Source organism: Paractinoplanes ferrugineus (assembly GCF_016862195.1).
Lineage (GTDB): Bacteria > Actinomycetota > Actinomycetes > Mycobacteriales > Micromonosporaceae > Actinoplanes > Actinoplanes ferrugineus.
Map to the genome: position 1 here is coordinate 19,374 of NZ_BOMM01000028.1, position 23,195 is coordinate 42,568.

Below are 23,195 nucleotides of genomic sequence, written 5' to 3' on the forward strand. Positions count from 1 at the left end.
GTTCGGAAGTTGTCGTACGGGTGTTCTAATGTGGCGGCGTGATGGAGGGGTTGGTCGGCAGCCGGGCGGCGCTCAGCGAGTGCGCCGAGGCTGCCGTGTGGGCGCTGCCCGACGCTGAACTGCTCGCCTGCCTCGACGAGGCGTGGGCCGGCGTCCGGCAGGTCACCGCCATCGCGGCCCGGCTCGTCCGGCAGGCCGAGGTGCGCGGCATCCCGCAGATCGAGGCCGCCTCCAGCACCGTCGTGTGGCTCCGCCAGCGGCTGCGCATGAGTCCGGCCACGGGACAGCGACTCGCCGCCCTCGGAGCCGCCCTCGACGGGTCGGCCAAGCTCGACACCGCGGTCTCGGCGGGGGCGGTCGCGACCGATCAGGCGCTGGCCATCGCCTCCGCGATGGGCGACCTACCCCCGGAAGCGGGCCGCGACCTGCTCGACAAGGCCGAGTCGGCGCTGATCTCCTTCGCCTGCGAGTTCGATCCGGTCACGCTCGGGCGGCTCGGTGCACGGATCCTCTCGCACGTCGATCCGGACGCGGCCGACCGGCACGACGAGGAAGCCACGCGGCGGCAGCTGGCGCGCGCTCGCCGGAAGCGGGCGTTCACGCTGAGCCCGCTGGGCGACGGCACCGTGCGACTCGCGGGTTCGCTCGAAGCCACCGCGGCCGCGATCGTCAACTCCGCGCTGAGCCCGCTGTGCCATCCCGGCCGCGACGTCGAGGGTTCGCCGCGCACACCGGTGCAGCGCCGGGCCGACGCCCTGGTCGAGGTCTGCGCGCTGGCTCTACGCACGGGTGAACTGCCGACGTCCGCCGGCGAGGCGGCTCAGGTGGTCGTCACCATCCCGATCGAGACGCTTCAAACCGGGGACCGCGACATCAGCGATGCGGTGCCGGCGCACGCCACCCGATCGGAGGAAGCCTCATCGGGGCGCGGCACCCGGCCGGCGGGTGGGTCCCCGAGCGGGCCGCCCGCCGGCCGGGTGCCGCGTGCCGAGCCGGCGGGGAACAGGCCGACCGGGAACGGGCCAGCCGGGAACGGCCCAGCCGGGAACGGCCCGGCCGGGAACGGGCCGAGGTCCGCGGGCCAGGCACCCACCCGAGCGGGGCGGCGGCCGGACCGGGGCGGGCCCGGCCGGCTCGACGACGGCTCGCCGATCTCCGCCGCGGAAGCGCGGCAGCTGGCCTGCGACGCGCAGATCATCCCGGCCGTGCTCGGCACCGCGGGTCAGGTCCTCGACCTCGGCCGGGCCCGCCGGCTGCTGGTCGGCCCGATCCGCCGCGCTCTCAACCTGCGCGACGGCGGATGCTCCTTCCCCGGCTGCGACCGACCACCGGGCTGGGCCAACGCGCACCACATCGTGCCGTGGGCCGACGGCGGCGAAACCGCGCTGTCCAATGCCTGTCTGCTCTGCCGGCACCACCACACGCTCGTCCACCAGACCGAGTGGGAGGTCCGCCTCGACGCCGACGGGTTCCCGGAATTCGTTCCGCCGGCCGGCGTCGACCCGGAACGCCGCCCCCGCCAGAAAGCCTTCTACCGGCGCCAATAGCGTGGGCACGAGACCGTGGTTGTTACCGTCGCCGCATGCTCTACCCGGAGATCGAGCCCTACGCGACCCACACCGTCGACGTCGGAGACGGCCACGCCCTGTACGTCGAGGAGGTCGGTAACCCGGCGGGCATACCGGTCGTGTTTCTGCACGGCGGGCCCGGCGGCGGACTGATGCCGACGGCGCGACGATTCTTCGATCCGGCCCGCTACCGGATCGTGCTGTTCGACCAGCGCGGGGCCGGCCGCAGCACGCCGCTCGGTTCCCTGCATCAGAACACGACGTGGCATCTGGTCGCCGACATCGAGACGATCCGGGTCCGCCTCGGCATCTCCGCGTGGCTGGTGTTCGGCGGGTCGTGGGGTTCGACGCTCGCCCTGGCTTACTCGCAGTCCCACCCGACCGCCGTGACCGGGCTGATCCTGCGTGGCATCACCCTCGTGCGAGCCGCTGAGCTGGAATGGGTCTACCAACGTGGCGTGGACCGCCTGCAGCCCGAGGAGTGGCAACGGTTCATCGCGCCGATCCCGCCCGCCGAGCGCGACGACATCCTGGCCGCCTACCACCGCCGCCTGCTCGGCGACGACGCCGCCGAAGCCCGGACGTGTGCCGACGCGTGGATGCGCTGGGAGGCGATCATCTGCTCGCTGACCCCCGACCCGGAGCTGATCAACACACTCACCGCGGACGAGACGGTCCTGCCAACAGCCCGGATACTCGCGCACTACATGGTCAACGGCGGCTTCCTCGCCTCGGAGACGCAACTCCTGGACGGCGTAGACCGCATCCGCCACCTCCCCGGCGTGATCATCCAGGGCCGCTACGACCAGTGCTGCCCGCCGATCACCGCGTACGACCTCGCCAGCCGCTGGCCCGAGGCCGACTTCCAGGTGGTCCCCACCGCCGGTCACTCGTCCCTCGAGCCGGCTTTGACCGAGCGATTGATCAAGGCCACCGACCACTTCGCCGACCTGCTCAGCTGAGCGGGCCGGCTCGGCTGAGCGGGCTGCTCGGCTGAGCGGGCTGCTCGGCTGAGCGGGCCGCTCGACTGAGCGGCAACGCTGGCCGGGGGTGGGGCGCAGTGGCCGACGAGAGCACTAGCCGGGTCCCAGGTGGGACCGCTCGCCCTCATGGTCGAGGATGCACAGGATCTCGGCCGGGCCGCCGGTCGAGCCGAACGCGTGCGGAACCATCGTCGAGAACTCCGCCGCCTCGCCCGCCTTGACCACGATCGTGCGCTCGGCCAGGCGCAGCACGACCGTGCCCGACAGCACGACGAACCAGTCGCGGCCGGGATGCACGCGCAGGTCGGCCGGAACCTGACGATCCACCCGCAACTTGGCCACGGTCATCCCGGTGGGGGCGCCCTCGCGCGACAGCAGCCACGTCGTGATCCCGCGGTTGTCGTCGTGATGGGGGCGGATCACCACGTCCTCGTCACGACCGGACTCGACCAACTGGTCCAGGGTCGTGCCCAGCGCCCGCGCGATCGGCGCGAGCTGATCCAGTGCGATCCGCCGATGGCCGGTCTCGATGCGACTGAGCGTAGACGGGCTCAGGTAGCTGCGCGCCGCCAGTTCGTCGAGCGACCAGCCGCGGGCCACGCGCAGACCCCGGATGCGCTGCCGGACCAACGCGTCGAGCTCACCGTCTTGCGTCATACGCAAGATTGTATGCCTTTGACGCAAGGTGGCGGTAGCGTTGTTGGCATGGCACACGATCACGGTCAGGACAGTCACCCGCACGCGCAGCACGAACACGAGCACCAGCACAGCCCGCATCAGCACAGCGGCCATTCAGCGGGCGCGCACGCGGGGAGCACGCACGCAGGGGCCGGGCACGCAGGGGCCGGGCACGCAGCGGACGCGCACGCAGGCGGGGACGCGGAGGGCGGGCACCTTGCGCAGATGCTCGACCTCGACGCCGAGGTCCTGCACGAGTACTTCCGCGAGGTCATCGGCTGGGCGGGTTCGCTCGTACCGGAGCAGCCACGCATCGTGGACCTCGGCGCGGGCACCGGAACCGGAACCATCGCGCTCGCGCGGCACCTGCCCGGCGCCCGGCTGACCGCCGTCGACGTGGACGTGGAGATGCTCGGGCGGCTGCACCATCGGGCCGTCGAGAGCGGTCTGGGCGATCGGGTCCGCACAGTTCAAGCGGACCTCGACGGCGACTGGCCCGAGATCGGACCGGCCGACCTGGTCTGGGCGTCCGCCTCGATGCACCACCTCGCCGACCCGGCGCGCACCCTCACCCAGGTCTACGCGACGCTCCGGCCCGGTGGCGCCTTCATGATCACCGAGCTGGACGGATTTCCGCGCTTCCTCACCGACACGGACGGCGCCGCCCTCGAGGAACGCTGCCACGCCGAACTGGCCCGCATGCGCCAGGAGGGCGGCCTGCACATGGGCGAGGACTGGGGCGCACGCCTCAAGGCCGCCGGCTTCGAGCTGGAAGGCGAACGCCGCTTCGACATCGTGGTACGCCCACCGATGCCGGAGAACGCCGTTCGGTACGCGCAGATCACCCTGGAGCGCACCCGGGACCGTCTGGCGGACCGCCTCACCGCCGACGAGCTGGCGGCCCTGGACACGTACGTCGCAACGTTGCCCAACCGGGACGACCTCACCATTAGCGCCACCCGCGACGTCTGGATCGGCCGGCGGCCCGCCTGACGCTCGGCCGGCCCCGAGACTCGGCCGGCCCCGAGACTCGGCCGGCCCCGAGACTCGGCCGGCCCTGACACTTGGCCGGCCCCGGGGCTTGGCTGGTCGGTCGGGTCGGTAGGTCAGATAGTCGGCTCCCCCGGCACGGCGAACATCGGCTGCCACGGGTCGTCCGCGTCGATCGGGTACTCGGTCGACGGCACGTCGCCCTTGGTCGTCCAGCGAGCCTGGTACGGAAGGCCGCTGAAGAGCACCCGGTCGCCGCGCGCGTAGATCGTCGCCGAGGTCCACTTCGCGGTCACTCCGGTGACGGTGGGGCTCGGTGACGGCGCGGCGTCGGTCGGGGTCACCGGGCCGATGACGGCCCACGGGGTGGGGCTGGACGTGTTGCTGGTCGCGGCCGGGTCGACCCCTGAGTTGGCCCACTTGGCCTGGTAGACCACGCCGTGCCAGACGACCTTGTAGCCGGTGATGTAGAGGGCGGTCAGGCGCCAGATCGGGTACGGCGACTTCGCCGGGTCGTCGGTCGACGGTGAGGCGTCCGGGATCGCCACCGAGTCCCGCGCGGACGAGCCGATCGGGAGTCCGGCGAACACCTTCGAGAAGGCGAGCGCGTCCTGGGAAACGCCACTGCACGTGTTGGCGTGCACCACGACGTTGGTGAACGTGCCCTTGCACTGCGAGTCGCGGTTGAGCGACCACATCGACACCCGGCCGAGGCCCTTGTCGACGGCGAACGACGCCAGCCCGGTCGCGTCGGCGAGGGTGAAGCTCTCGCTGTCGACGTCGTTCTGGCCGATCATCGGGGTGGCCCCGATCCGCGACCACACCTCGGGCGAGGTCAGTTTCACGCCGAGCCGCAGGTAGAGGTCGGTGAGCTGCTTGTGGCTGGCCTCGAGGGCGCTGGTGGTCAGGTCGAGCATGTCCGGGCGGGTGGCGGAGGTACGGGCGGCCGAAGGGTCCGCGGCGGACGTGTTGAAGTCCATGGTCATCACGTTGACGCCGCGCAGGGAAACACCGCCCTGGAGCGTGGTCGACACCGCGTTGAGCCCGTCCGCGGTCAAACCTTCCGGGCTGACGGGAAGGGTCAACCAGACGCCGACGCCGGTCTCGGCCTGAACCGTCTTCAGGGCGGCCGCCCGGCGCTGCAGCGATGCCGTGTCGGCCACGGCCGTGCCTTCGATGTCGAGGTCGAGGGTCGTCACGCCGTACCGCTTGATCAGCTGGCGGTACGCGTCGGTCAGGCGCATCTGATCGGTGCACGCGACCGCGAGCTCGGAGTTGTTGAGACCGCCGAGGCTGAGCATGATGTTGCCACCGGCCGCCCGGAGCTGGCTGATCCGCCTGTCGAGTTCGAGCGACGACGCGGCCTCGTCCGGCGTGTACGCCCCACCCCAGCTGGGCGCACAGCTGTCGGCCGGCGACGCGACCACGAAGGCGAGCGCGACGTCGTTGGCCGGGTTCGCGTCCGGGTCCTGGAACTGGAACGTCGGGGTGAGCGTCACGTCGACGTACGGCACCGCCCACGACTTCGCGGTCGTACCGGCCGAGTCGCGCACGTGCACGACGGCCGCGGTGCCACCGCCGGCGAGCGCGGCCACCACCAGGACCACGAATCCGAGGCGCAGCCAGGACAGCCGTCGGGCGGGCGGTTCGGGCTCCGGCCAGTCGGGGTCGGCGAGCGGGTCGGCCGTCAGCGTGCTCTGCATGGTCACCGCATCGGCAACGGGAGCGCCGACTTGACGGTCCGGTTGCGAATTGGTGGCGGCAAACCTTCAACCCACTGCGGCCGTACGCCGATGGGGTGTCGACAGCCGGCGACCGAGGAAGGCGGCACTATGCAGCAGAAGCAGTGGGGTGCCGACCGCCGGTCGGATCCGCATCCGGTGGTGGCTCCGCCGGTCTCCGAGGGCCGGATCGCGCGGGGCCGGCTCGCGATCGTGCTCACCATCGCGGTGTGGGCGTCGTACATCGCGTACACCGTGTTCGAGCAGTTCGTCGCCGGGCATGCGACCAGCGCGCGGCTTGCCGTCGAGGCGATCGTCTACATGCTGGTGGTGACCGCGCTGACCGGCTCGGCGACCGCCTACCTGATCACCCGGATCGGCTTCTTCTACCGCAGCCGGGGGCATCACCGGGCGCCGCGGATCGCGCTGGACAACTTCCTGGCCGGCGACACCCCCACGGTGACCGTGCTGGTGCCGTCGTATCAGGAGGACGAGCGGGTCGTTCGTACCACGCTGTTGTCGGCGGCCCTGCAGGAGTACCCGGGCCTGCGGGTGACACTTCTGATCGACGACCCGCAGCAGCCGAGGACGCGGGCCGCCCGCGATCTGCTGGTGGGCGCCCGGGCACTGCCGGGCAAGATCGAGGCCGAACTGCGCGTGCCCTTCCAGCGGATCGAGAAGGCATTCGAGAGGGCGTTCGAATCGCCGCAGACCTCCGACATGGGCGCGCAGACCTCCGACATGCGGGCGCAGACCTCCGACACGCGGGCGCAGACCTCCGACACGCGCGCGCAGACCTCCGACATGCGTGCGCTGGCCGAGGAGTACCGCTACGCCGCCGGCTGGCTCGTCGGGCTGGGCGCCCGCCAGGAGATGGTCGACCACACCGACGTCTTCTTCGTCGAGCACATCGTCAACGCCCTAGCCGCTGACCTCGCCACCGTGGCCGACGCCCTGGAGCAGGGCGCCGACGAGAACGCGATCCTGCCCGAGGAGCGGCTGACCCAGCTGTACAAGCGGCTGCTCGCCATCTTCGACTGCGAGATCACCAGCTTCGAGCGCAAACGCTACGTGTCGCTGTCGAACGAGCCGAACAAGGCGATGAACCTCAACAGCTACATCGGCCTGATGGGCGGCGGCTACCAGGAGGTCGCGACGCCGATGGGGGTCGCGCTGGTGCCGGCCGGTCCCGGGCGGGCGGAGTTGACCGTCCCCGACCCCGATTACGTGCTGACCCTCGACGCCGACAGCGTGCTGCTCCCCGAGTACGCCCTCCGTCTGGTGCACCTGCTCGAGCAGGGCGCGCACGCCGGCGACGCGGTCGCGCAGACGCCGTACAGCGCCTACCCCGGGTCGGCGACGCGGATCGAGCGCATCTCCGGCGCCACCACCGACATCCAGCACATCGTGCACCAGGGCATGACCCACTACGACGCGACGTTCTGGGTCGGCGCCAACGCCGTACTCCGCAAGAAAGCTCTTGACCAGATCTGCGAGACCTCCTTCGAGGGCGATTGGGAGATCAAGCGCTACATCCAGGACCGTACGGTCATCGAGGACACCGAATCGACCATCGACCTCGGGGTGCACGGCTGGGGACTGTTCAACTACCCGGAGCGGATGGCCTACAGCGCGACTCCGCCGGACTTCGGATCGCTGACGATCCAGCGGCAGCGCTGGGCCAACGGCGGTCTGCTGATCCTGTCCCGGCTCAAGGACCAGTTCCGCGCGCGCCGCCGGCAGGGCCGCAAGAACCGTTTCGGCGAGCTGTTCCTGCGCGTGAACTACATGGCCTCCATCTTCTGGAGCTCCGTGTGCCTGGTCGTCATGCTGGCGTACCCGTTCAACGCGGACCTGCTCAACCCGGTCCTGCTGCTGGTGTCGGTGCCGTACTTCATGATGATGGCCGCCGACCTGAAGTACGTCGGCTACAAGTACGTGGACATCTTCCGCATCTACGGCTTCAACCTGATCCTGCTCCCGGTGAACCTGTCCGGCAGCTTCGCGTCGTTACTTCAACTGCTCACGGGCGAGAAGAGCGCCTTCAAACGTACGCCGAAGGTGCGTAACCGGACGACCACCGCGACCTCCTACCTGATCGCCCCGATGTTCCTGATCGCCCTCTGCGCGTGGACCGTCTACCAGGACATCGTGCTGCACCGGTGGGCGAACCTGGTGTTCGCCGGCCTCAATCTGATCCTCTCGGTGTACGCGATGGTGGCGTTCGTGGGCGTCTGGAACACGATCGTCGACCTGGCCACCCACCTGCGCGACTGGCTGTACCGCCCGGTGAAGCCGAAGCGGGGCGCGGCGAAACCGGCTGCCGGCCCGGCCGGCACGCTGCCGACCGGCGCGATCGGCGACTGGGCGTCGGTGCTCAGCTACCGCGGCGACCGAGGCGGCTCGACCGGCCTGGTCGCCATCCGCCAGAACCAAGCCGGCCGCCAGAGTCACGCGGGCCGCCAGAACCAAGCCGGCCGCCAGAATCACGCGGAGCACCGCAACACCCGCACCGGCGCCAGTTCCTTCGAGGAGTTCACGTTCTTCACCGTCTTCCAGCCGATCTTCGACCTGGAGTCCGGTGAGGTGGTCGGCTACGAGGCGCTCACCCGGTTCGCCGACGGCAGCAGCCCGCAGGGTGGACTGGCCGAGGCGGCCGCGCACGGCATGGGCATCGACCTGGACGCCGCACTGGTCCGGGCCGCGCTCGCCTCCGCCACCGCGCTGCCGCAGGGCACCTGGCTGGCGGTCAACGTCAGCGCCGAACTGCTGCGGCGCCCGCGGGTGCTGGAGCCGTTGCTCGCCGAGGCCGGCACCCGTCCCCTGGTTCTGGACGTCAGTGACGCCGACCGGCCGGACTTCAGCCTGCCCGACGGAGTGCGCCTCGCGATCGACGACGCCGGCGCGGGTTACGACACGCTCGCCCGCCTGGAGTCGGTGAAGCCGCAGTTCGTGAAGCTGGGCCGGGCTGCCCTGGCCGGGGTGGAGACCGAGGGGGCACGGCGCGCCGCGATCCGTTCCCTCGTCGACTTCGCCCGCGACAACGACTGCACGATCATCGCCGAGGGCATCGAGACGGCTGGGCAGCGGGACGCGCTCGTCGGCTGTGGCGTGCCCCTGGGCCAGGGTTTCTACCTGGGCCGGCCGGCGCCGGCGGAGAACGCGGCCGTGTCATCTCGGTAGCGGGTCAACTCGGTAGCGGGTCAACTCGGTAGCGGGATCTCCCGGAGCGGGGCCTTGCGCACCTTGTTCGATCCGGTCCGGGGCAGCCCGTCCACCACGTCCACATATCGCGGGATCTTGAAACGCGCCAGCCGGCCGGTGAGGAAGTCCTGCAGGGCGGACGACGACAGGGAGTGACCGGGGGCGAGCACCACGAATGCTCGCCCCACCTCTCCCCACTTCTCGTCGGGCACGCCGATCACGGCCGCTTCGGCCACGCCGGGGTGTTCGAAGATGGCCGCTTCGACCTCGGCCGGGTAGACGTTCTCCCCGCCCGAGACGAACATGTCTTTCAGCCGGTCGACGATCCGGTAGTGCCCGTCCACGGAGACCACCGCGATGTCCCCGGTGCGGAACCAGCCGTCGTCCGCGAACGACTGCGCCGTGGCCGCCTCGTTCCCCCAGTAGCCGGGCGTCACGTTGGGCCCGCGCACCTGGACCTCGCCCGGTTCCCCCGGTTCCACGTCGGTGTGGTCGGGCCGCACGCACCGGACGTCGGCGAAGAACACCGGCACGCCTGCCGACCCGACGTGCGAGGCGGTCTCCGGCGCCTCGAGGAAGGTGGCCCCGGGCGCCGTCTCGGTCATCCCGTAGCCCTGACAGAACGTCAGCGCCCGCGACAGGTAGATCCGGATCAGCCCCTCCGGCAGGGCCGCTCCGCCGACGATCAGGTTCCGCACCGAGGTCAGGTCGGCCGACTCCCAGCGCGGCGAGCGCGCCAGATCGGCGTACATCGTGGTCACCCCGAACATCCAGGTCACGCGATGGCGGGCGATCAGGTCGAAGCACTCGTCGACACCCCACGCCGGCATGATCACCGAGCAGCCGCCCTTGAGCACGGTGGGCAGCAGGCACTGGTTGAGCGCCGCCACGTGGAACAGCGGCGCGCTGATCAGCGTCACCTCGTCCCCGGCCACGTCGACCCCGACGAGCAGGTTGTAGCAGTTCCACACCACGTTGCCGTGCGTGAGGACGGCGCCCTTCGGCCGCCCGGTGGTCCCGGAGGTGTAGAGGACACAGGCGGGCTCGTCGAGACTCACCGCCACCGCGGCCACCTGCGCCTGACCGGCGGCAAGCCATTGCTCGTACGCGCTGAGCGGCACCACCCGCAGCAGCGACCCGGCCACCGTGGACGCCTGCACGGTCGCGGCACATTCGGGCCCGTGCACCAGGACGCGCGCCCCGCTGTCCCGCAACTGGTAGTCGATCTCCGGGGCGGTGAGCCGGAAGTTCAACGGCACGAAGATCCCACCGATGACGTACGTGGCGAACATGGTCTCCACGAACGCGGGATGGTTGGGCCCGAGATAGGCGACCCGGTCCCCCGCCTCGACGCCCGCGGCGCGCAGTCGCGAGGCCAGGCGGCACACCCGTTCGTGCAGTTCGGCATAGGTCGTGACGCGCTCGCCGAACACGATCGCGGGGCGGTCCGGGGAGATGATGGCCCGCCGCGCCGTCCAGCTGCCGAGGCCGGCGTTACGCACGGTCTGTGCCGCCCGGTCTCAGGCGTACTGCCGGTAGACGGTACGGGCGACGCAGGCCGGCTTCTCGACGCCGTCGATCTCGACGGTGAAGTCGAAGGTGCTCTGCGTGCCGCCGGTGACGTCCTCGACGCTGACGACCCGTACCCCCAGCCGGATCTTCGAGCCGACCGCCACCGGGTGCGGGAAGCGCACCTTGTCGAGGCCGTAGTTGACCCCCATCTTGATCCCCTCGACCTTGAGGACCTCGCCGAACAGCGGGATGACGAGCGACAACGTCAGATAGCCGTGGGCGATCGGACCACCGAACGGCCCGGCCTTGGCGCGCTCGACGTCGACGTGGATCCACTGGTGGTCACCGGTGGCCTCGGCGAACGTGTCGACCCGCTCCTGGGTGATCTCCAGCCACGAGCTGTGGCCGAGGTCCTGGCCGGCGAGGGCTTTCAGTTCGTCGAGTCCGTTGACAGTGATCATGCGGAGGTCTCCTTGTCGGCAGCGCGCAGGCCCAGCAGCCGGGCCGCGTTCTCTTTGCGGATCTTGGGGCGGACGGCGGGCTTGATCTCCAGTTTGTCGAAGTCGTCGAGCCAGCGCTGCGGGGTCAGGACCGGATAGTCCGAGCCGAAGAGCACTTTGTCCTGCAGCAGGGTGTTGGCGTACCGGACGAGCTGCGGCGGGAAATACTTGGGCGACCAACCGGAAAGATCTATATAGACGTACGGCTTGTGGGTCGCGACCGCCAGCGCCTCGTCCTGCCACGGGAACGACGGGTGGGCCAGGATGATCCGCAGTTCGGGAAAGTCCACCGCCACGTCGTCGACAAGCATCGGGTTGGAGTAGCGCAACCGGATCCCGCCGCCACCCGGCAGCCCCGCCCCGATCCCGGTCTGCCCGGTGTGGAACAGCGCCGGCACGCCCAGTTCCTCGATGGCCTCGTACAGCGGGTAGGCCATCCGGTCGTCGGGCGCGAACCCTTGCAGCGACGGGTGGAACTTGAAGCCGCGTACGCCGTGTTCGGTGACGAGCCGGCGCGCCTCCCGCACCCCGGCGCGGCCCCTGTGCGGGTCGATGCTGGCGAACGGGATCAGCACGTCCGGGTGGGCCGCGCACGAGGCGGCCACCTCCTCGTTGGCGATCCGTGGATGCCCGGTCTGGTGTTCCGAGTCGACGGTGAACACGACCGCGGCCATCGAGAGCGAACGGTAATGGGCGGCCATCTCGTCGATGGTGGGCTGCCGATGACCCGGCGCCTTGAAGTACGCCTCGGACGCCGCCATCAGCTCCGGGCTCAGCGAGCTGTGCCCGTCCGCGCTCACCTCGGCGTGCGTGTGCACGTCGATCGCGACGAGCGAGTCGACGTCCACGTCAGACCGCCGTCCCGGCCCCGGGACCGACTGCCGGGCCTGATCCGGGGCCCGGTGCGGGACCGGCCCCGGCGGGTGGCGTCGCGGGGGCGGGCGGGCGGGGCGCGGGAATCCCGTACGTCTCCGGTTCCGATCCGATGTCACCCGCCCAGCTCTCGGCGATCGCCGCGGCGCTCCATCCGCCGTCGCGGTAGGCGACGGTCTTCTCCGCCGGGTGAGCCCACAGGGCGAGTTTGTCCCCGCCGACCCCGACGGCCTGCCCGGTGATGTCCTTGGCCGCGTCGGAGGCGAGGAAGACGACCAGCCCGGTGACGTCGTCGACGGTGCCGAGCCCCTCGTCGTGCCGCACCCACGCGGGGTAGGGCTGTCCGGTCCGCTCGGCCTCGTCGATGACCGGCGCGAACGCGGGGATGGTGCGGGTCATCGCGGTGGCGGCGACCGGCACGACCGTGTTGACCGTGATCCCGTCGCGGGCGAGCTCCATCGCCCAGGTCCGGCCCATCGCGGCGATGCCGGCTTTGGCGGCCGCGTAGTTGGTCTGGCCGAAGTTGCCCCGCTGCCCGGCCGGCGACGAGATCAGGATGAGCCGGCCGCCCGTGCCCTGCTCGCGCATCCGCACTGCGGCCGCCCGCGCGCAGGTGAACGTGCCGCGCAGGTGCACCCGCAGCACGTCGTCGAAGTCGTCGTCGCTCATCTTCCACAGCACCCGGTCGCGCAGGATGCCGGCGTTGGTGACCAGGACGTCGAGCCGCCCGAACGTCTCCACCGCGGCGTCCACCAGCTGTTGCGCGCTCGCCGAGTCACCCACGGCGGCGGTCACCCCGGTCGCCGCGGCCCCGATCGTGGCCACCGCGGCGGTCACGGCCTGCTCATCGACGTCGTTCACCACGACCTTGGCACCGGCGTCGGCGAGAGCCCTGGCGTACGCGAGCCCGAGCCCCCGGCCGCTCCCGGTCACGATGGCGACTTTGCCAGTGAGGTTCATCTTTCTGAAGTTAGGCGCCTCCTTAACGGCCGTCAAGAATGTGCCTAGCATGGCGGCATGCAACCGCAGACCCTGATGCTGATGCTCTTCGGCACGTACGCCCTCGACCGGGATGTCAGCCTCGGCGCCGGCGGCCTCATCGAGGTGCTCGGCCGGGCCGGCGTCTCCACCCACGCGACCCGCTCCACGCTGAGCCGGATGGCCGCCCGCGATCTGCTGCGCCGCCACCCGGTGGGCCGCAAGATGTATTTCGGACTGACCGAGCGCTCGACCGCGATCCTGCACGACGGCCGCGCCCACATCTGGCGGGACGGCGCGGTGAACGACCGCTGGGACGGCACCTGGACGCTGCTGAGTTTCTCGCTGCCCGAGTCGATGCAGCGCGAACGGCACGACCTGCGGTCCCGCCTCGCGTGGGAGGGTTTCGGCCCGGTCCAGGGCGGCCTGTGGATCGCCCCCGGCGACGTCGAAGCCCACCGGATCGTGGCCGAACTGGGCCTGACCGCCCACACCAGAGTCTTCCGCCGCGCCCGCACGGACGAGTCCACCGACGTCACCGCGATGATCGCCGACGCCTACGACCTGCCCGAGTTGGCCGGCCGTTACGAAGCGTTCCTCGACCGGTGGGAGCAGGCCCGGATGCCGGTCGATCCGCTGGCGGCCCGCCTGGCGCTGATCGGCGAGTGGCTCGAGGCGATCCGCCACGATCCCCGGCTCCCGGTCGAGCACCTGCCCGCCGATTGGCCGGCCGCCCGCGCCCAGAAGGTCTTCCGCGATCGGGAGGCCGCATTCCGGGAACCGGCCCAGGCGATCGCCGACGGCCTGCTCGACCGGCTATCTTCGTCAGACTTGCCGCAGTCCGGCTGACCGCCGGCCCACCAGGAAGGCTGGACACTTTGCGCGACCAGGCCTTCCACGACTTCTTCGAGAAGCACCACGCCGAGTTGTCCGGCCTGGCCTACCTGTTGAGCGGCGACTCCAGCGCCGCCGACGACCTGGCCGCCGACGCGCTGACCGAGGTCTGGAAGCACTGGGACCGGGTCGAGGCCGCCGACGACCCCGCCGCGTACGCGAGAGGGATCGTCGCCAACCTGACCCGCAACTGGCTCCGCCGGCAGGGCCGCGCCCGCAGTGGCCTGCGGTTGCTGGGTCTCGGCCGGGAGCGTCAGCGAAGCCCCGACGTGTCCGCCGTCCTCGACGTACGCTCCGCACTGAAACGCCTGCCCTACCGCCGCCGCACCTGCGTGGTCCTGCGCTACGCCTTCGACCTGTCCGAGAAGGAGGTGGCCGAGATTCTCGGCATCTCGGTGGGCGCGGTGAAGAGCCAGACGTCCCGCGGCGCCAAACAGCTCGCCGACCTGCTGCAGGACTCGCGCCTGCCGGACCAGCTCGACGGATGGGGGGTGGCCCGATGACGTCCCGGCCCGAGGACCTCATCCGCGCCGAGATGCGCCAGGCCCTCGCCGGCCGCCGCCCCGACCGCACCGCGATGCTCAACCGGATAGCCGCCAACCGCGCCGCCGAGTCGACGCCGCGCCCGGTCGCCCGCAGAGCCCGACCCGGCACCGACCGTGCTGCAGGCGCTGCCGGCGGAACCCTCGCAGCGGCCGGCCACGCCTTCCCGGCCGGCGGCGAGACCCTCCCGGCCGGCGAACCCTTCCCGGCCGGCGGCAAGGCCGTCCCGGGTGGCACCGGCCGCACCGCCCGGCTGGTCGGCGCGGCCCTGGCCGTCGTGACGGTGCTCGGCCTGGGCGGCGTGGCCAGGTGGGCGCTGGCCGACTCACCCGACCGGACTCCCGCCGCGCCCCCGCCGGCGACCGCGCCCGCGAACCCGGTGCCCAGTTCGCCGGTCCGCAGCGCACCGATCGCCGGCGCTCCGACCTCCGGTGCCCCGGCCTCCGGTGCCCCGGCCCCTGGCCCGCTGGTCTCGACCGAGCCCGTCCAGCCCTCGGCCGGCGGGGTGCCGACCCGCCCGAGCACCGGGTCCGCCACGACGGCCCCGGTTCCGGCGGCGAGCCCGGTGCGCGGCCATCCCGGCGACACCCAGGTGCAGAAGGGCACTCTGTGGTCGGACGGCTCGGTCGAGAGCTCCGGCAACAGCGTCGTGACCCTGCGACCCGGCGCCGGCCTGACCGAACTGGACCTGACGATCCACGTCATCCGGACGCCGGGTCTGACGTCGCTGGGCGCCCAGTCGTCGACCGGCGCGGTTGCGGTCACGGTCACCGAGCAGCCCGGCACCCTGCTCTACCGTTTCACCCTCAAACCCGGCGCCACGCTGGGCGCCGGCGAATACCGACTGACCGCCAGGTGGGGCGGCGGCGAACGGGACGCCGGCGACGACACCTACGAGGCGTACGCGACGTCGACGGACCACAAGCGCCTGCACGTCTACGGCAACTTCTTCCCGGCCTGACGGCACCGACCGAACTGGCAGCGCCCCTGAACTGGCAGCGCCCCTGAACTGGCAGCGCCCCTGAACTGGCAGCGCTGCCCGAACCGTTGGCGCCCCGGCACAAAAGCGCTGGTCAAAAAACAATTTGACGGCGCCGATAATCTGATCCTCCGTACTTCCGGCGGCCTGTGTGGCGGTCTGCGAGTCGGGAGGGGCCCTGCCCTTCCGACACCCAGGAGCCACGATGCGCCGGGCACCCGCCCTCTCCTTCCTTCTCGTCACCGTCTTCCTCGACATGCTCGGCCTCGGCCTGGTCGTGCCGATCCTGCCCGCGCTGCTGACGGCGGTGACCGCCGACGCCGCCGGCGCGGTCCTCTGGTCCGGACTGCTCGGCTCGTCGTTCGGCCTGCTCCAGTTCGCGGTGGCACCGCTGCTGGGCCGGGTCTCCGACCGGTACGGGCGACGCCCCGTCCTGCTGGCCTCACTCGGTTGCCTGGGGGTCGACTGGCTGGCGCACGCGATGACGCCGGGTCTGTGGGCGCTGCTGCTGTTCCACTCGCTGGCCGGCGCATGCGCGGGCACCCAGACCGTGGTCAACGCCTACCTCGCCGACGTGGTCGAGCCCGCCGAGCGGGCCCGCGCCTACGGCCTGGTCGGCGCCGCGTTCGGCCTCGGCTTCGTCGCCGGGCCGACGATCGGTGGCCTGCTCGGGGCCGTGGACGTGACGCTTCCGTTCTACGCCGCGGCCGTCCTGTGCTTCGCCGGCGCCGCCTACGGCTGGTTCGTGCTGCCCGAGTCCCGCCCCGGGGACGGCCGCACGCCGTTGTCGCTGCGGATGGCGAACCCGGTGAGCGCGATCGCCGCGGCTCTGAGCCGGCCACGAGCGGGCCGCCCAGGAGCGGGCCGCCCAGGAGCGGGCCGCCGAGGGCTGGGCCGGCTCGCGTACGCCCGGCTGTTCGCCGACGTCTCCCGGATGACCTTCCAGTCGGTGTGGTCGTTCTTCCTGACCTTCCGGTTCGGCTGGAACACCACCCATGTCGGCCTCGTGATGGCCGCCTCCGCGCTGGCCGGCGCACTTTTCCAGGCGCTGGCGGTGGGCCCGGTCGTGCGCCGGCTCGGCGACAAGCGCGCCGCCGTGGCCGGTGGCCTGATCGGCGCCGTGTCGCTGGCCGGCTTGGCCGTCGCGTCCTCGCCGCTGATGCTCTACGCCTTCCAGGCGCTGGGTGTGCTCGGCGGGTTCGGCAGCGCCGCCGCCCAGTCGTGGATCTCCCGCAGCATCGGCGACGACGAGCAGGGAACCGTGCAGGGTGCGCTGACCGCCATCGCGGCGGCGGCCGAGACCGTGGTGCCGCTGGCGGCCGGCGCGGCGTTCGGGTGGGCGCTGACCGCGTACGCCGCTCCGGGCCTGGTCTTCCTCGGCGCCGCCGCCTTCGCCGTGGCCTCGACCGCGCTCCTGGTGACGACACCCCCGCCGGGGTCGGCTGCCGAGCGGTCCGGCGATCGGTGAGCGCGGGTCTCAGATCGTCTGCTCCACTTTGATCACGACCGCGGTGGCGTTGTCGGCGCCGCCGGCCTCGAGGGTGTCCTCGAGCATCACGTGGACCGCCGCGGCCGGGTCCGGGTTCGCGCCCAGCAGCTGGCTGAGCCGCTCGTACGACAACTGGTCGGCCACCCCGTCGGAGCACAGCAGATAGACGTCGCCGGGTTGCGGGAGCACGCTCAGCACGTCCGGTTCGGGGTCGGCGGGGTGGCCGACGTAGCGGGTCAGCCGGTAGCGGGCGGCCCGCGCCTCGGCCGAGTCGGCGGTGAACCAGCCGTGCAGGAGCCCCAGCCAGGCGATCGTGTGGTCGACCGTGAGCAGTTCCAGCAGGCCGTCCCGGAGGCGGTAGGCGCGCGAGTCGCCGATCTGCACGATCCAGGCGGTCTCGCCGGCGACGAACGCGGTCAGGGTGCAGCCGGTCAGCTCGTCCAGGGTGCCGGCCGCCCGGCGTACCTCCGCCTGGGCCGAAGCCAGCGCCTGCCGCAGCGCGGCAGGTCCGGCGGCCGACGCCGTGCGGGCGAAGACCTCGACCGCGATCCGCCCGGCGGTCGCGCTTCCTGGGCCGGAGCCCATCCCGTCGGCGACCACCGCGAGCGGCCGGCCCGGCTCCAGGTGCAGCACGTCGTAGTTGTCGTCGTAGTGGTTCCCGGTCACGCTCGCGGCCGCGGCGGTCAGGCGCCGCCCGGCGGCCGTCCAGGCCACCTTCTGAATCTCCACCCGCTCTTCTTAGCTCACTTTCGGTGGCAGGAAGGCCCCGGCCGCCGCGACCAGCCCATCGGCGTCGTCGGCGTGGAACCGGATCTCGGTGACCGCGGCGCCGCGCGTCTTGCGGACCGGCACCACGAGCGGCCGCGCCAGCACCACGTCGACCGTGGTGCCGCCGGCCATCCCGAGCGACAGCACCCCGTCCTCGACCTGGGTCTGCCCGCCGGGCGGCAGCGAGCGTGGCCGGCACCTGACGAGCGAGACGTCCGCCCAGTTCAGCGGCACGTCGACGGTGATGCTGTTGCGGATCCGCAGGGCCGCCGGCGACACCACATGCGGGTAGATGCGCATCGTCGCGAGCAGCCCGACCATCCAGAACAGGCCGTAGAAGCCGACGATCAGGGACAGTACGCGGACCGACTCCCACGGCAGCATCAGGTGCAGGATCGGGATCTCGATGGCCGACACGAACAGCAGCACGACCAGGATCATCTTGACCGCGCCGGAGTAGTGGAACACCGCTGAGCCGGGCGGGACGGGCCGGGGCCGGCGCAGGATCCAGCGGAACAGGGCGAGCCACAGCCGGACCTCGTACATGATGACGAACTTGACGACGCCCATCAGAACGGCTTCCGCAGTCCGAGGGCGTGCAGGGTGCCGAGCACGTCGTCGAGCCCCGCGACGAGGCCGGCGAAGCGGTCGCGCGGCATCGCCGCGAACAGCTGCCGGCCGAACCCGCGCTGCTGCTCGAGCAGCGACTCGACGGCGGCGGTGCCTTTGGGGGTGAAGGTGACGAGCACCGCCCGGCGGTCGGCGGGCGACGGCTCCCGGGTGACGAAGCCGGTCGCGACCAGCCCGTCGACCAGGCCGGTCACGGTGCGCGGGCTGATCTCCATGGCGTCGGCGATGGCTTTCTGCGGGCAGGGCCCGAGGCGGCGCAGGGTCCAGAGCAGGGAGGTACGCGACGGGGTCAGGCCGTCGTCCTGCAGGCCGCGATGCATGTCGTCGTTGAGCAGGACGGTGAGCAGCAGGAGGCGGTCGAGGGCGGCCGCGTAGGCGGCATCGTCTCCGGCATCATCCGCGGAATGATCAAACGATGAGTGTTCATCATTATGAGTCATGCTCACTATCGTAGCGGAAAAAACACCGGACCCCGCCCCTCGTGGGAAGAGAGCGGGGTCCGGCGCTTATGGGGGCGGGTCAGGTCTTGTTACAGCGCCGGGTAGGCGTTGGCCATCAGCTGCTGGAACTGGGCCGAGAACCAGGCACCCGAGATCGGGGCGCCGGGAAGTGCACCCGACATGCTGTTGCCGTTGCGGGCGTTACCGGTGTAGGTCGGGTCGCACATCTGGTCGAAGCCCTTGCCCTCGTCGTTCGGGATGAGCGAGGAGGAACCGTCGGACTCGCCCGGAGGCTTGACCCAGACGTAGGCGTCGATACCGGCGGCCGGGGCGGCCTTGGGGCGCTCGCCGAGGCCGGCACCCGCCTGGTTGCACCAGTTACCGGCGTGGAACCGGCGGTCGATGCGCGACTCGTTGACGTAGGTGTTGACATCGGTCGACGTGCTCGCCTTGGTCGGGCGGGCCGAGCCACCCCAGCCGTTGCGGGAGGTGTCGATCAGCATGCCGATGTTGGAGTTGAAGCCGATCGAGACCAGCTTCGTGCGGAACGCCTGGGCGAACGTCAGCTCGTCGGAGTACTGGTTCCAGTCCAGCCACTTCGACTGCCGGATGTTCTGCCCGCCGACCGTGGTGGTCGGCTGGATGTACGGCTCCTGCAGGGCCGAGTAGTTGGCCGTGTTGGTGATGAAGCCGGTGACGTTGTTGACGCTGCCGGACTGCTGCGCGGCCTTCAGCATGATGTCGGCGACCGGGCCGAAGTTCGAGTCCCAGCCGATCCAGCCGTGGTGCGCGGCGTCGACGTAGTTGTAGGAGTTGCTGAGCGCGCCCAGCTTGTTCAGCGCGTAGCCGACACCCTGCACGTAGCCGTCGTTCGCCTTCATCGTGTCGCACATCGCCGTGGCGCCGGCCTGGCCGCCCGTGTTGGTGACGATGTTCGGCAGCGAGTCGATCTCGACGATGTTGATGATGCGCAGGTTCTTGTACTTCGCGTTGCCCTCGATCGCGGCGATCGGGTCGATGTACTCGCTCTTGTAGCGCGGCAACTCGTTCGGGCCGAGCTCACCGTTGGACGACAGAGCGGAGCAGTCCCGGCCGGGCAGGTCGTAGATGACCAGCTGGATGTAGCCGGCACCCTGGGCGAGAGCGGTGTCCAGGTGGTCGGCCAGACCCATCGAGCCGTTGGAGCTGCTGTCGGACGTGCCCTCGATCGCGGCGATCCGGTCGAGCCAGACCGCTGTCGGGTTGTTCGACACCCGGCTGCCGCCGGGCTCGGCGTCGGCCTTGGCCTTCCACTCCGGGTTCACGTAGCCCTTGGCACCGGCGTACGGGTTGTCCACCCGGACGCCCGGGCTGGTCGTCGGCGAGCTGGTCGGGCTCGACGTCGGCGAGGTGGTGGGCGAAGCGGTCGGCGACGACGTCGGCGAGGACGTCGGGGACGAGGTCGCGGTGGGCGACGACGTCACCGGGGCGCCGGTGCACGCGGTGCCGTTGAGCTTGAACGACGACGGAGCGGTGTTCGTGCCGCTGTAGCTGCCGTTGAAGCCGAAGGTGGCCGAACCGTTGGTGCCGATCGACGGGGACCAGGACGGGTTGGTCGCCGTGACGTTCGCGCCGGACTGGGCGATGGACGCGCTCCAGCCCTGCGTTACCTGCTGGTTGCCGGGGAAGGCCCAGGTGACGTTCCAGCCGGTCGAGATCGGGTCGCCCAGGTTGGTGACGGTCACGTTGGCGGTGAAGCCGTTGCTCCATTGGTTCGCCGAGTAGTCGACCCGGCAGCCTGCGGCGGCGCTCGCGCTGGTGGCGGCGAAGACGCCGACTCCAGCTACGAGTGAGGCCGCGGCGGCCGCGGTCAGTCCGCGGATGAGGACAGGTCTCATGTGGTGGCTCCTCGAGACATGCGACGGCGCACCTGGCGCCAGGGGGGATAAGCCGGTCACGTATCGAGGGGCATCGCTCCCGGCTGTTCGCACAGCATTACATGGGAGCGCTCCCACCGCAATGTCTCAGATACTCCGGAGAAACAATTGTGCAACCCCCGGACCGCCGTCGCGCAACGCTGGCCCGAGTGTCGTATAACGGGCGCATGCGGGTTTTCGAACTGTTGGAGGCGCTGGAGGACGTCCCGGGCGCCGAGGTGAAGATCCGCCGCGGCGCGCTGAACGTCCATCAGCCGGCCCTGGGCGACACGGTCATCCTCGATCCGGACGACGTCACCGAGGCCGAGTCGGTCTTCGTGCCCACCGGCGAGCCGGCCGTGCAGCTGGAGATCCGCCGGGGCCGCGAGATCCTCCCCCTGATCGTCACCACCGGCGACTTCGTCTTCACCCCCGCCTACGCCGACGCCGTGCTGGCCGCCGGCTCGCAGGTGCTGGTCCCGGCGATGCCCTCGCTCGTCGGCTATTCCGAGATGCACCGCGACGTGCGGGCCTTCGGCAAGGCGATGGACGAGAAGGGCTTCGAGGACCAGATGCTCGCGGCCACCCTGATCGCCCACCGCTGCTTCCTGGCCGGGGCCCTGCGCGTCGGCCTGTGGCCGGTCCGCGTGGCGGCGTGGTGGGAATATGCCCACGCCCGCGTCATCCGCAGCGTCGCCCTCCCCCGGTTCCGCGCCGACGAGACCTGGGACGACCTGATGGCCGACGTGACCGAAGCAAGGCAACAAACCCCCTCTACGAGTACGAGCTAGGAGTTCTACAACCGCACAGCGACAGTTCCGCCGCGGCGGTCCCAGCTCTCTGCAACGCGGGGTGCGCATCGGGGCTACCGCCCGCGAACCACCGGCGGCCGGCTCGACCAGGCGAAGTTGATCCACTTGTCGGTGCGCGCCCAGACGTACTCGCACTTCACCACGAGTGCGGCTTCTCGTAGATGACCGCGCACCGGGCCTCGGCCACGTGCGCCGCGCAGTGGGCCCGGACGAGTTCGAGCGTCCCGCCGGTGTCCGCCACATCGTCCACGATCAGCACCCTGGCCCCGGCAAGCTCCGCCGCCTGCGGCACCGGCGCCAGCATCACCGGGACGTCGAGCCGCTCGTCGACCCCCGTGTAGAACTCGACGTTGACCAGATGCAGGTTCTTCACCCCGAGCGCATAGCTGATCGCCCCCGCCGGAAGCAGTCCGCCCCGGGCCACGGCCAGGATCAGGTCCGCCTGGTAACCGTCGTCCACGACCTGCTGCGCAAGCTCCCGCCCGGCCCGCCCGAAGTCCTCCCAGCCGAGCGTCTCCCGCTCACCCATGCCCACTCCCCCAAGCTCCACCGCCCACCCGGCCCGCCCCCGCCGCCGGAACCCGCAATGATCCACGACCGCCGCCCCCGAGCCCAGCCCCGGCTCACCGCCGAGCTGGGCTCAGCGTGGGTGCGGCCCGTCCCGGACCGGGCGCGGGCGTCCCCGGTCACCGCCCGCTCAGGGGCGCCGGGGACGTGCCTCAGGGCAGGTCGAAGGTCGCCACGACGGGCGCGTGGTCGGATTCGGGGAACTTCCGGTCGGTGGCGAAGGATTGCGACTCGTCGTGCAGGAGCTCGTTGTGGATCTCCGAACCCCGGTAGAAGGCGAGCAGGTTGCGGGTCACCAGCAGGTGGTCGAGCATGTTGCCGACGCCCTGGTGGAAGAGGGTGTAGCGACTCGACTGCGGGACCGTGTGCTCGATCGGCACCAGCACCCGGGCGGCCAGGGCGCCGTTGCCGGTGTCCTCCACCTGGCCGCGGATCGCCAGCACCGGGATCTCCTCGGGGGTGGCGTTGAAGTCGCCGCCGACGATGATGCGGGCGGCCGGGTCGTCGTCGAGGATCCGGTCGACGAGGCGGCGCACCTCGAGGGCCTGGGCCATGCGTTTCATCGACGAGAGGAAGGCGCCCTCGGCCCACGCGTCGGCGCTGCGCCAGGTGTACGAGTCGACCATGCCGCCCGGGATGTCGGTGGGCAGTTTCGACTTGAGGTGCACGTTGATCACGTGCAGCGGGCGGCCGCCGGCGTTGAGCTGGACGTGCAGGATGGGCCGTTCGACGCCGACCTCGATCGGGAACTGGTCGGGCGGGTTGGCGGTGAGCCGGCGATAGGTGGGTGCGGCGACCAGCTCGTTGCGCAGCTGTTCGCGGGCGAGCACCGGCAGGTGGGTGGCGACGACCAGGTTGCGCTCGTGGTAGACGCCGTCGTCCTTGGGTTTGGTGCTGACGAGTTCGGCCCCCTCCAACCCGGTGCCTTCCAGCAGGGCGCGCAGGGCGATGAGGGAGCGGGGCCGGCCGGGTCGTTCCTGGCCGTGGACTTCCTGGAAGAGGGCGATGTCGGCGCGCAGGCGCTGGATCTGGGGCCGCATGAGGGCGATCCGGTCGGCGAGCGACGGCTCGACCCCGTCGGGTGTCTCGTCGAAGTTCTCGAGGTTGAACGTCGAGACGCGCAGTTCCGTCATGTCGTCAAACTAGGCCTCTGACCAGGGAAAGAGTGTCC

At 71.1% G+C, this 23,195-nt stretch carries 21 protein-coding genes; 9 read left to right on the forward strand and 12 right to left on the reverse strand.

The annotated features are described in order from the left end of the window. Window positions 1-41: 41 nt before the first annotated feature. Both Afe05nite_RS43770 and pip read left to right on the forward strand, forming a co-directional pair. Window positions 42-1,547, forward strand: coding sequence for a DUF222 domain-containing protein (locus Afe05nite_RS43770; protein ID WP_239117867.1), 1,506 nt, complete (start codon window positions 42-44; stop codon window positions 1,545-1,547). A gap of 35 nt (window positions 1,548-1,582) precedes the next feature. Continuing rightward, window positions 1,583-2,530 carry a prolyl aminopeptidase gene (gene pip, locus Afe05nite_RS15445; protein ID WP_203817793.1) on the forward strand — a complete coding sequence of 316 codons (948 nt, stop codon included), beginning with the start codon at window positions 1,583-1,585 and terminating at the stop codon, window positions 2,528-2,530. A gap of 114 nt (window positions 2,531-2,644) precedes the next feature. Here pip and Afe05nite_RS15450 read toward each other — a convergent pair whose 3' ends face one another. Further along, window positions 2,645-3,319 carry a helix-turn-helix domain-containing protein gene (locus Afe05nite_RS15450; protein WP_239117836.1) on the reverse strand — a complete coding sequence of 225 codons (675 nt, stop codon included), beginning with the start codon at window positions 3,317-3,319 and terminating at the stop codon, window positions 2,645-2,647. A gap of 135 nt (window positions 3,320-3,454) precedes the next feature. On the opposite strand from Afe05nite_RS15450, the gene Afe05nite_RS15455 reads away from it, so the two are divergent. Next, window positions 3,455-4,222, forward strand: a complete 768-nt coding sequence (locus tag Afe05nite_RS15455) for a class I SAM-dependent methyltransferase (RefSeq protein WP_203817794.1) — start codon at window positions 3,455-3,457, stop codon at window positions 4,220-4,222. Window positions 4,223-4,335: 113 nt separating this feature from the next. Here the strand turns inward: Afe05nite_RS15455 and Afe05nite_RS15460 are convergent, their stop codons facing one another. Beyond that, window positions 4,336-5,922, reverse strand: a complete 1,587-nt coding sequence (locus Afe05nite_RS15460) for a chitinase (protein WP_203817795.1) — start codon at window positions 5,920-5,922, stop codon at window positions 4,336-4,338. Window positions 5,923-6,051: 129 nt separating this feature from the next. Here Afe05nite_RS15460 and Afe05nite_RS15465 point away from each other — a divergent pair, with 129 nt between their 5' ends. Continuing rightward, window positions 6,052-9,123 carry an EAL domain-containing protein gene (locus tag Afe05nite_RS15465; protein WP_203817796.1) on the forward strand — a complete coding sequence of 1,024 codons (3,072 nt, stop codon included), beginning with the start codon at window positions 6,052-6,054 and terminating at the stop codon, window positions 9,121-9,123. Between the two features lie 20 nt (window positions 9,124-9,143). On the opposite strand, the gene Afe05nite_RS15470 is transcribed toward Afe05nite_RS15465, so the two are convergent. From Afe05nite_RS15470 to Afe05nite_RS15485, 4 genes are read right to left on the reverse strand one after another with little or no spacing between them, the layout of a single operon-like run. After that, a complete protein-coding gene (locus tag Afe05nite_RS15470; RefSeq protein ID WP_203817797.1) occupies window positions 9,144-10,646 on the reverse strand; it encodes an acyl-CoA synthetase in 1,503 nt (500 codons plus the stop codon). 18 nt (window positions 10,647-10,664) lie between these two features. Next, window positions 10,665-11,117 carry a MaoC family dehydratase gene (locus tag Afe05nite_RS15475; RefSeq protein WP_203817798.1) on the reverse strand — a complete coding sequence of 151 codons (453 nt, stop codon included), beginning with the start codon at window positions 11,115-11,117 and terminating at the stop codon, window positions 10,665-10,667. Beyond that, window positions 11,114-12,004, reverse strand: a complete 891-nt coding sequence (locus Afe05nite_RS15480) for an amidohydrolase family protein (RefSeq protein WP_203817799.1) — start codon at window positions 12,002-12,004, stop codon at window positions 11,114-11,116. The genes Afe05nite_RS15475 and Afe05nite_RS15480 overlap by 4 nt, the downstream gene beginning before the upstream one ends. 1 nt (window position 12,005) lies before the next feature. Continuing rightward, the gene (locus tag Afe05nite_RS15485) at window positions 12,006-12,989 is read right to left on the reverse strand and encodes an SDR family NAD(P)-dependent oxidoreductase (RefSeq protein ID WP_203817800.1); all 984 of its coding nucleotides are present in this window, start codon (window positions 12,987-12,989) and stop codon (window positions 12,006-12,008) included. Window positions 12,990-13,046: 57 nt separating this feature from the next. On the opposite strand from Afe05nite_RS15485, the gene Afe05nite_RS15490 reads away from it, so the two are divergent. The 4 genes from Afe05nite_RS15490 to Afe05nite_RS15505 all read left to right on the forward strand — a co-directional run bounded on the left by Afe05nite_RS15490 (window position 13,047) and on the right by Afe05nite_RS15505 (window position 16,891). Next, window positions 13,047-13,856 carry a PaaX family transcriptional regulator gene (locus tag Afe05nite_RS15490; protein WP_203817801.1) on the forward strand — a complete coding sequence of 270 codons (810 nt, stop codon included), beginning with the start codon at window positions 13,047-13,049 and terminating at the stop codon, window positions 13,854-13,856. Between the two features lie 29 nt (window positions 13,857-13,885). Next, window positions 13,886-14,404 (forward strand): SigE family RNA polymerase sigma factor, encoded by a 519-nt coding sequence (locus Afe05nite_RS15495; RefSeq protein ID WP_203817802.1) that lies wholly within the window; start codon window positions 13,886-13,888, stop codon window positions 14,402-14,404. Beyond that, a complete protein-coding gene (locus Afe05nite_RS15500; protein WP_203817803.1) occupies window positions 14,401-15,405 on the forward strand; it encodes a hypothetical protein in 1,005 nt (334 codons plus the stop codon). Before Afe05nite_RS15495 ends, Afe05nite_RS15500 begins: the two co-directional genes overlap by 4 nt. Before the next feature lie 223 nt (window positions 15,406-15,628). After that, window positions 15,629-16,891, forward strand: coding sequence for an MFS transporter (locus Afe05nite_RS15505; RefSeq protein ID WP_203817804.1), 1,263 nt, complete (start codon window positions 15,629-15,631; stop codon window positions 16,889-16,891). A gap of 9 nt (window positions 16,892-16,900) precedes the next feature. On the opposite strand, the gene Afe05nite_RS15510 is transcribed toward Afe05nite_RS15505, so the two are convergent. The 4 genes from Afe05nite_RS15510 to Afe05nite_RS15525 form a co-directional block, all read right to left on the reverse strand. Continuing rightward, window positions 16,901-17,641 carry a PP2C family protein-serine/threonine phosphatase gene (locus Afe05nite_RS15510; RefSeq protein ID WP_203817805.1) on the reverse strand — a complete coding sequence of 247 codons (741 nt, stop codon included), beginning with the start codon at window positions 17,639-17,641 and terminating at the stop codon, window positions 16,901-16,903. A gap of 9 nt (window positions 17,642-17,650) precedes the next feature. Further along, window positions 17,651-18,250: a hypothetical protein gene (locus Afe05nite_RS15515; protein ID WP_203817806.1), complete on the reverse strand. Its 600-nt coding sequence runs from the start codon at window positions 18,248-18,250 to the stop codon at window positions 17,651-17,653. Continuing rightward, window positions 18,250-18,750: a MarR family winged helix-turn-helix transcriptional regulator gene (locus tag Afe05nite_RS15520; RefSeq protein WP_203817807.1), complete on the reverse strand. Its 501-nt coding sequence runs from the start codon at window positions 18,748-18,750 to the stop codon at window positions 18,250-18,252. Before Afe05nite_RS15520 ends, Afe05nite_RS15515 begins: the two co-directional genes overlap by 1 nt. 89 nt (window positions 18,751-18,839) lie before the next feature. Further along, window positions 18,840-20,627, reverse strand: a complete 1,788-nt coding sequence (locus tag Afe05nite_RS15525; protein WP_203817808.1) for a glycoside hydrolase family 6 protein — start codon at window positions 20,625-20,627, stop codon at window positions 18,840-18,842. A 206-nt stretch (window positions 20,628-20,833) separates the two neighbouring features. On the opposite strand from Afe05nite_RS15525, the gene Afe05nite_RS15530 reads away from it, so the two are divergent. Next, window positions 20,834-21,436 carry a hypothetical protein gene (locus Afe05nite_RS15530; RefSeq protein ID WP_203817809.1) on the forward strand — a complete coding sequence of 201 codons (603 nt, stop codon included), beginning with the start codon at window positions 20,834-20,836 and terminating at the stop codon, window positions 21,434-21,436. A gap of 157 nt (window positions 21,437-21,593) precedes the next feature. Here Afe05nite_RS15530 and Afe05nite_RS15535 read toward each other — a convergent pair whose 3' ends face one another. Further along, complete coding sequence (locus Afe05nite_RS15535; protein ID WP_239117837.1) at window positions 21,594-21,986, reverse strand: phosphoribosyltransferase; 393 nt, start codon at window positions 21,984-21,986, stop codon at window positions 21,594-21,596. 190 nt (window positions 21,987-22,176) lie between these two features. Beyond that, on the reverse strand, window positions 22,177-23,157 hold the full coding sequence (locus tag Afe05nite_RS15540) for an endonuclease/exonuclease/phosphatase family protein (protein ID WP_203817810.1): 981 nt from the start codon (window positions 23,155-23,157) through the stop codon (window positions 22,177-22,179). Window positions 23,158-23,195 lie beyond the last annotated feature (38 nt).